General features: G+C 71.6%; 7 protein-coding genes. 3 read left to right on the top strand and 4 right to left on the bottom strand.

Features of this window, described 5'->3' with window-relative positions; translation table 11 throughout:
- Nucleotides 1–414: 414 nt before the first annotated feature.
- Nucleotides 415–975: a MarR family winged helix-turn-helix transcriptional regulator gene (locus ALMP_RS17970; protein WP_264929412.1), complete on the bottom strand. Its 561-nt coding sequence runs from the start codon at nucleotides 973–975 to the stop codon at nucleotides 415–417.
- A 128-nt stretch (nucleotides 976–1,103) separates the two neighbouring features.
- Between ALMP_RS17970 and ALMP_RS17965 the strand changes: the two genes are divergently transcribed.
- Nucleotides 1,104–2,390, top strand: a complete 1,287-nt coding sequence (locus tag ALMP_RS17965) for an MFS transporter (RefSeq protein ID WP_264929413.1) — start codon at nucleotides 1,104–1,106, stop codon at nucleotides 2,388–2,390.
- Between the two features lie 52 nt (nucleotides 2,391–2,442).
- On the opposite strand, the gene ALMP_RS17960 is transcribed toward ALMP_RS17965, so the two are convergent.
- The 3 genes from ALMP_RS17960 to ALMP_RS17950 all read right to left on the bottom strand — a co-directional run bounded on the left by ALMP_RS17960 (nucleotide 2,443) and on the right by ALMP_RS17950 (nucleotide 6,638).
- Nucleotides 2,443–3,240: a class I SAM-dependent methyltransferase gene (locus tag ALMP_RS17960; protein ID WP_264929411.1), complete on the bottom strand. Its 798-nt coding sequence runs from the start codon at nucleotides 3,238–3,240 to the stop codon at nucleotides 2,443–2,445.
- 73 nt (nucleotides 3,241–3,313) lie between these two features.
- Nucleotides 3,314–4,966 carry a SpoIIE family protein phosphatase gene (locus ALMP_RS17955; protein ID WP_264929409.1) on the bottom strand — a complete coding sequence of 551 codons (1,653 nt, stop codon included), beginning with the start codon at nucleotides 4,964–4,966 and terminating at the stop codon, nucleotides 3,314–3,316.
- Nucleotides 4,967–5,258: 292 nt separating this feature from the next.
- Nucleotides 5,259–6,638: an NAD(P)/FAD-dependent oxidoreductase gene (locus tag ALMP_RS17950; RefSeq protein WP_264929407.1), complete on the bottom strand. Its 1,380-nt coding sequence runs from the start codon at nucleotides 6,636–6,638 to the stop codon at nucleotides 5,259–5,261.
- Nucleotides 6,639–7,020: 382 nt separating this feature from the next.
- Here ALMP_RS17950 and ALMP_RS17945 point away from each other — a divergent pair, with 382 nt between their 5' ends.
- Nucleotides 7,021–7,815, top strand: a complete 795-nt coding sequence (locus ALMP_RS17945; RefSeq protein WP_264929405.1) for a TetR/AcrR family transcriptional regulator — start codon at nucleotides 7,021–7,023, stop codon at nucleotides 7,813–7,815.
- 328 nt (nucleotides 7,816–8,143) lie between these two features.
- Nucleotides 8,144–9,241: RNA polymerase sigma factor (locus ALMP_RS17940; RefSeq protein ID WP_264929403.1), on the top strand; the 1,098-nt coding region annotated here is incomplete at its 3' end.

Below are 9,241 nucleotides of genomic sequence, written 5' to 3'. Positions count from 1 at the left end.
TCCTCCGGGCGCTTCCCTTCGGTCTTGCGTTTCCGACTCTATCAGATCTTTTCTCGACCCGATTTCCTCGGTGCTTTCCAGGTTCCCGCTCTCGCGGTTTCCTTTCCGGCGGTTCCGACTCTATCAGATCCTTTCGGCGTCTGATTCCCAGTCAGCGGGGGTGTCTTCCCGGCTGTTGGGCCGTTCCGACGTCTCAAACCTTAGCCGATCCGTCCCGGTAGGCGCTAATCGAGCTGCCGGGTCCGAGTGGAATTGAATTCGGGTACACGAATTCAACCCCGTCAGGAGATCTTGCTGTGGTTGAGGTGCCGCTTCTGCGGCGGGAGGTCGTCGAAGAACCGTTACGGCTCTCCGGCAACCCGAAGAACTATACGGACCTGCCAGGGGTCCGTCAACCCCTGCTGTCAAGATCTTTTAGTCAAGATCGCTGAGGCGGCCGCCGGCGTCCGGCTGGGCCTCTTCCACCCGGCGCAGGAGCCTGGTGAGAACGTCCCCGAGGGCCGTCCGCTCCTGGGCGGACAGGTCCTGGAGCAGGTCCTCCTCAAAGCTCGACGCAAGGCGCATCGCCTCCAGCCACTTCTCTCGGCCCTCGGGTGTCAGCTCGACGATCACCCGGACCCGGTTGGTCTCGTCCCTTTCCCGAGTCACCAATCCCTCCGCGACCATGCGGTCGATCCGGTGGGTCATCGCGGCCGGCGTCAGACCGAGGCGCTTGGCGAGGTCGCTGGGGCCCATGCAGTAGGGGGCGCCCGAGAGGACCAGGGCCTTGAGGACCTCCCACTCGGCGTTGCTGACGCCGAGGGCGGCGGTCTGCCGGCTGTAGGCGACGTTCATCCGGCGGTTCAGGCGGGAGAGCGCGGAAACGATCTTCTCGACCTGGGGGTCGAGGTCCTGGAACTCGCGCTGGTAGGCGGCGATCTGCTCTTCGAGGGTCGGCTCGCTGCCGATGCCTGTGCTGTCCGGGGTGTCGCCCATGGAGCTCAGTATCGCACGCGGTCGATGGCGTTAAAGTCCTTCGATGTGTACTCTTTAGCTTCGAAATTTATCTTCTAAGTCTTCGGTTCTAAGTCCTGAGACTGACCAACTACCTGAGAGAGGTGAACGTGACCAGGGCGATGGGCGCAGCGATGCGCCGGATCCACGTGGGCAACGCACTCAGCGCGTTCGGGCTCGGCTTCACCGTCCCCTACCTGTACGTCTATGTGGCGCAGGTGCGGGGGCTGGGGGCCATGACGGCGGGGCTCGTCCTGGCCGTCTTCGCCGTGGCCGCGCTGATCGTGCTGCCGTTCGCCGGTCGGGCGATCGTGCGGCGCGGCCCGCTGCCGGTCCTGATCGCCGCCCTGGTCACGGCCGCGCTGGGCGCGCTGGGCCTGGGGCTCGCCGGCGACGCCACCGCCGTACTGGCTGCCGCGGGGGCTTTGGGGGCCGGGCAGGCTGTGATGCAGCCGGCGCTGGCGACGATGATCGTGGAGTGTTCGTCGGCGGAGACCCAGTCGCGGGCGTTCGCGACGCAGTTCTTCCTGCAGAACCTCGGGCTCGGTGTCGGTGGGCTCATCGGTGGTCATCTCGTCGACACCACGCGCGTGTCGTCGTTCACGCTGCTGTTCGCGATCGAGGCGGCGATGTTCCTGGTGCTGGTCGCGGTGATGGCGTCGGTGCGGATGCCGCGCGCGCCTCGGGTCGGGGAGGCTCCGCGGGCGTCCGCGAAGGGCAGCTGGCGGCAGTTGCTGGGCAACCGGGCCATGGTGCAGCTGTGTGTGCTGGGCTTCGTGCTGTTCTTCGCCTGCTACGGGCAGTTCGAGTCGGGGCTGAGCGCGTACGGGGTCGAGGCGGCGGGTATCTCGACGTCCGCTCTCGGGAGCGCGCTGGCCGCGAACACCGCGGTGATCGTGGTCGCGCAGTTCGCCGTGCTGAGGTTCGTCGAGCGGCAGCGGCGGTCGCGGGTGATCGCGGGTGTGGGGCTGATCTGGGCCGTGGCGTGGCTCGTGGCCGGGTACGCCGGGCTCGGGCACGGCAGCCAGGAGATGGCGACGGCCGCGTTCGTGTCGGCGTACGCGCTGTTCGGGCTGGGTGAGGCGATGTTGTCGCCGACCGTCGCGCCGCTCGTCGCCGATCTGGCGCCGGCCGGGATGGCGGGCCAGTACAACTCGGCGTTCGCCCTGGTGAAGCAGTTGGCGCTGGCGGTGGGGCCGGCTGTGGGCGGGCCGATGGGGGCCTCGCTGCACGCGCCGTACATCGTGACGTTTCTGCTGTTCTCGCTGGGGATCACGGTCCTGGCGATACGGCTCGGGCGGCAGTTGACCGCTGTGCAGGATCAGCCGTGGCTGGGGCGGAACCGGGTGGTCGCGCGGGGTGGCGCGGCCGTGGAGCCGGTGACCGCCGAGGCCTGAGGCAGGGGCGTGGAGGCGGCCGTCGCGGGTGGGCGACGGCCGCCTTCGTGTGTCAGCGGAGTGCCGTCACCAGGGTGGCGGTGAAGGGGAAGGTGGAGGTGTCGCCGGGGAGGGCGGCGCGGAGGGCGTCGGCGGCTCGGACGAGGGCCTCCTCGCCGGCGGTTTCGGTGAGCGTGCGGCCCCAGCAGGTCGCGGAGAGATGGCCTGGAACGTAGTCCTCCAGCGGGGGGAGGGTGATGGGGACGGTGAGCTCGCGGCCGGTCGGCCCGTGGAAACCGGCGCGCGCGAGGGCGGTGGTGAGACGGTCGGCGGTGTCGAAGGCCCGCTTGAAGGCCGCGGCCGGTTCGGGGCCGCCGTACCGCTCGATGGCGCGGTGCTGGGCGGCGAAGTAGGGGGAGGCGTCCAGGTCGGTCCAGACGGTGGCGGTGAAGCGTCCGCCGGGGCGGGTGACGCGGGCCGCTTCGCGCAGGGCGGCGTCGAGGTCGGGGAAGAACTGTGTGCCCTGCTGGCAGAGGACGGCGTCGAAGGTCTCGTCGGCGTACGGGAGGTCGTCGGCGGGGGCCGCGGTGAACTCGATGTCCGGGTAGAGGCGGGGGTGGAGGGCTACGGCGACCTTGAGCATGGCCTCGTCGACGTCGGTGCCGGCGACGCGGCCGGTGGGGCCGGCCTGTGCGGCGGCGGCGCGGGCCGCGAAGCCCGTGCCGCAGGCGAGGTCGAGGACGGTGGCGCCGGGGAAGAGGTCCGCGGCGTCCACCAGTGCGGTGACGAAGGGCGCCATGAGGGGCGCGACGTAGTGTTCGTAGCGCTCGGGGGCGCTTCCCTTGAGGTGAAAGCCCGTTGCGTCTGCCATGGGGAGCTAGTAGCACCGGGGGGCGGGTTCGCCTAGGTGGTGTGCGCCGGGGAATGGGTGTTCGGGTTGGCTTTCAGTCGGTGGGCTTGGGCAGGACGAACTCGCACCACACCGCCTTTCCGCCGCCCGGGGTGCGCCTGCTGCCCCAGTGGGAGGCGATCGTCGCGACGATGGCGATGCCGCGCCCGGACTCGTCGCCGGGTTCGGCGCGGCGGCGGCGCGGGAGGTGGTCGTCGCCGTCGGTGACCTCGATGATCAGGCGGCGGTCGGTGCGGCGCAGGCGCAGACGCATGGGCGGGGTGCCGTGCTGGAGGGAGTTGGCGACGAGTTCGCTGGTGGCGAGGACGCCGAGGTCGTGCAGGTCGGCGGGGAAGCGCCAGCTGGTGAGGACGCCGGAGGCGAAGGCACGCGCGCGTGGGGCCGCTTCGACGCCGCCGAGGAGTTCCAGGGCGGCGTTGCGGAACAGTTCGCTGTCGGGGCCGGTGCGGGCGGGGTGCTGGAGGACGAGGACGGCGACGTCGTCGTCGTGGTCGGCGGTGACGCCGGCGGAGCGGACCAGGCGGTCGCAGACGACCTGGGGGGTGCCGGTGGCGCCGGCCAGGGCGCGTTCCAGGGCGGCGATGCCCTCGTCGAGGTCCTCGTCGCGGCGCTCGACCAGGCCGTCGGTGTAGAGGACCGCCGTCGAGCCGGGGCCCAGGGGAATCGAGCCGGAGGCGTGGATCCAGCCGCCGGTGCCGAGCGGGGGGCCGGTGGGTTCGTCGGCGCGCACGACGGTGCCGGTGTCGTCGCGGACCAGGATCGGCAGGTGGCCGGCGGAGGCGTACACCAGCCGTCCCTCGTTCGGGTCGTGGACGGCGTACACGCAGGTGGCGATCTGGTTGGCGTCGATCTCGGTGGCGAGGCCGTCGAGGAGCTGGAGGACCTCGTGCGGGGGCAGGTCGAGGCGGGCGTAGGCCCGGACCGCGGTGCGGAGCTGGCCCATGACGGCTGCGGCGCGGACGCCGCGGCCCATGACGTCGCCGATGACGAGGGCGGTGCGGCCGCCGCCGAGGGTGATGACGTCGTACCAGTCGCCGCCGACGGCGGCCTCGGTGCCGCCGGGCTGGTAGGTGGCGGCGATGCGCAGATCGTCCGGTTGCTCGAGTTCCTGGGGGAGGAGGGAGCGTTGGAGGGTGACGGCGGTTTCGCGCTGGCGGCGCTCGCTGGCTCTGAGGCGTTCGGCGGCTTCGGCGTGGTCGGTGACGTCGGTGGCGAAGATGAGGACGGCTCCCTCGCCGTTGTCCTCGGCGGCCGGGGTGCAGGTGAAGGTGTAGGAGCGGCCGTCGGGGGCCTTGCGGGACTTCAGGGTGCGGGGCCTGCCGCTGCGCAGGGCCTGGTCGAGGAGCGGCATGAGGCCGAGGTCGCGCAGTTCGGGGAGGGCTTCCGCGGCCGGTTTTCCGCAGTTCCGGACTCCGAAGGCGGCCGTGTAGGCGTCGTTGATGTAGGCGAGGCGGTGGTCGGGGCCGTGGACGAGGGCGACGAGGGCCGGGACGCGGTCGAGGACCTCACGGACCGGGAGTTCGTCGACGGCCGGGACCGGGGGCGGCTCGTCGGTCAGTTGTTCGGCGCGGGCCGCGGGTACGGAGCCTTCGCTCCGCCGGTCCGTGGTGGTGACCGTGTGCTCGGCTCGCGCGGCGGCGCGGCGCTGCGTTCCGGGGAGCCGGGCGCTCCAGCGCGTGAAGTTCACGAATCCTTGCCTCGTGTAGTCGTCGACGGCCGGCTCCGGGCCCGGCCTGGGCTCCGGGGGCCGCGCGGCGGTGACCGCACATTGTCGCAGCACCCGGAAGAAGGAGAAGGAGAAGGAGAGAAGGAGAAGGGGAGAAGGGGAGAAGGGGAAGGAGGAAGCGGAAGAAGAGGGAGTGGGTGAAGGAGAGGGGCGAGAAGGGGCATCAGGGGCAGGGAGCAGTCTGGCAGGGTGGCCGCCGTCCGGGCCGACATTCGTCAGACGTGGGGGTGGCCGGGGGAGTTCCTGGATCGGGTCAGGACGACCCCTTCGGGTCGCGGGGTGACTCGTCAGAAGGCTTTCCACCGGCAGCGAGTTCGAACTCCGCGCGGGGATGTTCGAGTGATCCGAGGGAGACGATCTCCCTTTTGAAGAGCCCCGACAGCGTCCATTCGGCGAGCACGCGCGCCTTGCGGTTGAAGGTGGGCACGCGGCTGAGGTGGTAGGCGCGGTGCATGAACCAGGCGGGGTAGCCCTTGAGTTTGCGTCCGTAGAGGTGCGCGACGCCCTTGTGGAGGCCGAGGGAGGCGACCGAACCGACGTACTGGTGGGAGTACGTCTGGAGGGGTTCGTCGCGCAGGGAGCGCACGATGTTGTCGGCGAGGACCTTGGCCTGGCGTACGGCGTGCTGGGCGTTGGGGGCGGTGTGCGTGCCGGGTTCGGGGGCGGTGACGTCGGGGACGGCCGCGGCGTCTCCTGCCGCCCACGCGTGCGTGACGCCGTCGATCGTCAGCTCGGGGGTGCACTTCAGGCGGCCGCGTTCGGTGCGGGGCAGGTCGGTGGCGGCGAGCAGCGGGTGGGGTTTGACGCCGGCGGTCCACACGACCGTACGGGTCGGGAAGCGGGCGCCGTCGCTGAGGACGGCGACGCGGTCGGCGCAAGATTCCAGGCGGGTGTGCAGGCGGACGTCGATGTTGCGGCGGCGCAGTTCGCTGACCGTGTAGCGGCCCATGTCCTCGCCGACCTCCGGGAGGATCCGGTCGGAGGCCTCCACGAGGATCCACTTCATGTCCTCGGGCTTGATGTTGTGGTAGTAGCGCGTGGTGTAGCGCGCCATGTCCTCCAGCTCGCCGAGGGCTTCCACGCCCGCGAAGCCGCCGCCGACGAAGACGAAGGTGAGGGCGGCGTCACGGATCGCGGGGTCGCGGGTGGAGGAGGCGATGTCCATCTGTTCGATGACGTGGTTGCGCAGGCCGATGGCCTCCTCGACTGTCTTGAAGCCGATGCCGTAGTCGGCCAGGCCCGGGACGGGCAGCGTGCGGGAGACGGAACCGGGCGCGAGGACCAGTTCGTCGTACGCCAGCTGCCGGGGGCCGGTGCCCTCCTCGTCGGTGGCGAGGGTGGTGAGGGTCGCGGTGCGCTTGGCGTGGTCGACGGCGGTGACCTCACCGACGACGATCCGGCACCGCGGCAGGACGCGGCGCAGCGGGACGACGACGTGGCGAGGTGAGACGGCGCCGGCGGCGGCCTCGGGCAGAAACGGCTGGTAGGTCATGTACGGGTCGGGGGTGACGACGGTGATCTCGACCTCGCCCCGGCCGAGTTCCGGTTTCAGCTTCCGCTGGAGCCGCAGGGCCGTGTACATCCCGACGTAGCCGCCGCCGACAACGAGAATGCGCGCACGTTCCTTCACCATCCCATGACGCACCCGTAGCCGGAGTTTGTCCACAGCCCCGGCAAATTGTGTGACCGGGGGGTTTACGGCCGCGGGGTTGGCCGAAACACCGACATGGGGAACAAGTGTGCAGGTCAGCCGGTGTGCATGAGGGTGTGGGTAGGGGCACAATCGGGACGTATGTGTCCCGTACTCCGTTCGGGGACGCTCCGTGCGGAACCTGCCCCTTCTGAATTGACTCCCTCTCAACTATGTTCGTGTGTCGACGGGGTGTAGGGGGAGACGCTCCTCGGGTCCGCGACGGGCGGGTCCCGGTGGGTCACGGTTCCCTTGTTCCATGCGCCCCGGCTTTCGATGGCGGGGAGAGTCTCCGGGGGGAGACGTCATTACCGGGGGATCATTCATGCATATTCAGGACACGCATTGGTCATCCGCGTCCGCTCTCGCACCCGGCGGCGCGGTCGGTGCGGCGGGCAACGGACGCGGGGACGGACCGCGGACCACGCCGCTGCGCGTGGACGCACAGCGCAATCTGGAGCACGTGCTGCGCGCGGCACGTGAGGTGTTCGGCGAGCTGGGCTACGGCGCGCCGATGGAGGACGTGGCGCGGCGCGCGCGGGTCGGGGTCGGCACGGTGTACCGGCGCTTCCCCAGCAAGGACGTGCTGGTGCGGCGGATAGCCGAGGAGGAGACCTCCCGGCTGACCGACCAGGCGCGGGCGGCGCTCGGCCAGGAGGAAGAGCCGTGGTCGGCGCTGTCGCGCTTCCTGCGCACGTCGGTGGCGTCGGGCGCCGGGCGGCTGCTGCCGCCGCAGGTGCTGCGGGTCGGCGTCGCGGACGAGGGCACCGAGGGTGCCGGCGCGGTCGTCGCCGGTGTCGGCGGTCCGGCGGTCGAGGGCGCGCGGGTGCCGCAGCAGCGGTCCCAGCCGGGCAGTGGTGAGCTGCGGCTGCTCCCGGAAGGGGGCGCGTCCACGGCCGTGGACGACGCCGGGGCGGCGGCCCTGCTCGACGTCGTGGGCCAGCTCGTGGAGCGGGCTCGGGCGGCGGGCGAGCTGCGGCCGGACGTGTCGGTGTCGGACGTCCTGCTGGTGATCGCGACGGCGGCTCCTTCGCTGCCGGACGCGGCGCAGCAGGCGGCGGCGTCGGCGCGGTTGCTGGACATCCTGCTGGAGGGGCTGCGGTCGCGGCCGGTCGCGTAGCGCCTCGATGTCACCGCCCTGTGCGGTGGCTGTGAGCGAGGTCCGGGAGTGAAAGCCGGGAGTGAGGTCCGGGAGTCAGCTCCGGGAGTCAGCTCCGGGAGTGAGGTCCAGGCGCGGTGATATCTCGGGCATTTCGGGTGTCGGGTTCAACTGCTGCCCCAGCGGCGGCAGTTGAACCTTCCCCGTTCGGGTGAACTCTCGTGCCCATGTGCGATACGCCCCCACGGACGAGTGGATGGGTCGTCCCGTACGGTCCTGAACAAAAGCCAATATGGCACTCTGACCCGGTGATCGGGACGGTTCGGGCAGGTGGCGGGGGCTTTGCGCGATGAGCGTTGACGGGTGGGGCGAGTCACGGGCCGACGGTGACGCCGAGGCCGGTGGCCGGGTCCCACCGCAGGTACCGAGCCAGGGCGGGCGCGCGGGGGTGCCCCGGGCCGACGAGGGTGTCGTCCCGGCGCAGCGCGAGCGGCGCGGGGACGGCGTCCTGCCTCCGCTGCGGGACGTGCCCCCGGCCGACGCCGAGCTGATCGGCCGGATGCGCGCGGGCGACGACACCGCGTACGAGGAGCTGTACCGCCGGCACGCCGACGCCGTACGCCGGTACGCGCGCACCTGCTGCCGGGACGCCCACACCGCCGACGACCTCACCGCCGAGGTCTTCGCCGGCATGCTCCAGGCGGTGCGCGGTGGTGCCGGGCCCGAACACGCCGTACGCGCCTACCTGCTCACCTCCGTGCGGCGCGTCGCCGCCGGCTGGACGCGGACGGCGAAGCGCGAGCAGCTCGTCGACGACTTCGCGGTCTTCGCCGCGCAGGCCGGCCGCTTCGCCGAGGCCTCCGAGGACACCGTGTCCATGGGCTCCTTCGGGGCCGGCCTCGAGATCGGCGCGGATGTCCGCGCGCTGCACGAGGCGGAGCAGTCGATGGCCATGCGGGCGTTCCGTTCGCTGCCGGAGCGCTGGCAGGCGGTGCTGTGGCACACCGAGATCGAGGACGAGTCGCCGAGCGAGGTCGCCACGCTCTTCGGGCTGGACGCCAACGGCACGCGCGTGCTCGCCAGTCGCGCCCGCGAGGGCCTCAAGCAGGCCTACCTCCAGGCGCATGTCAGCGCCACCCTCACCAGCGATGAGGAGTGCTCCCGCTACGCCGACCAGCTCGGCACCTACGCGCGCCGCCGGCTGCGCACCCGGGCCGAGCGGGGGCTGCGCAAGCACCTGGAGGAGTGCGCGCGGTGCCGGCTGGCGGCCCTGCAGATCGAGGAGGTCGCGGGTGGCATCCCCGCCGTCGTGCCGGTCGCGGTGATCGGCTGGTTCGGCGCCGCCGGATACGCCAAGGCGGCCGGGCTCGTCGCCGGCGGCCTGGGGGCGGGGGCGGCGGGGGTCTCGGGGGCGGCAGCGGTGGCGGGCGGGGGTTCTTCGGGCGGG

It is taken from the genome of Streptomyces sp. A012304 (assembly GCF_026008495.1).
Taxonomy (GTDB): domain Bacteria; phylum Actinomycetota; class Actinomycetes; order Streptomycetales; family Streptomycetaceae; genus Streptomyces.
This window is presented reverse-complemented; position numbering and strand designations above follow the sequence as displayed.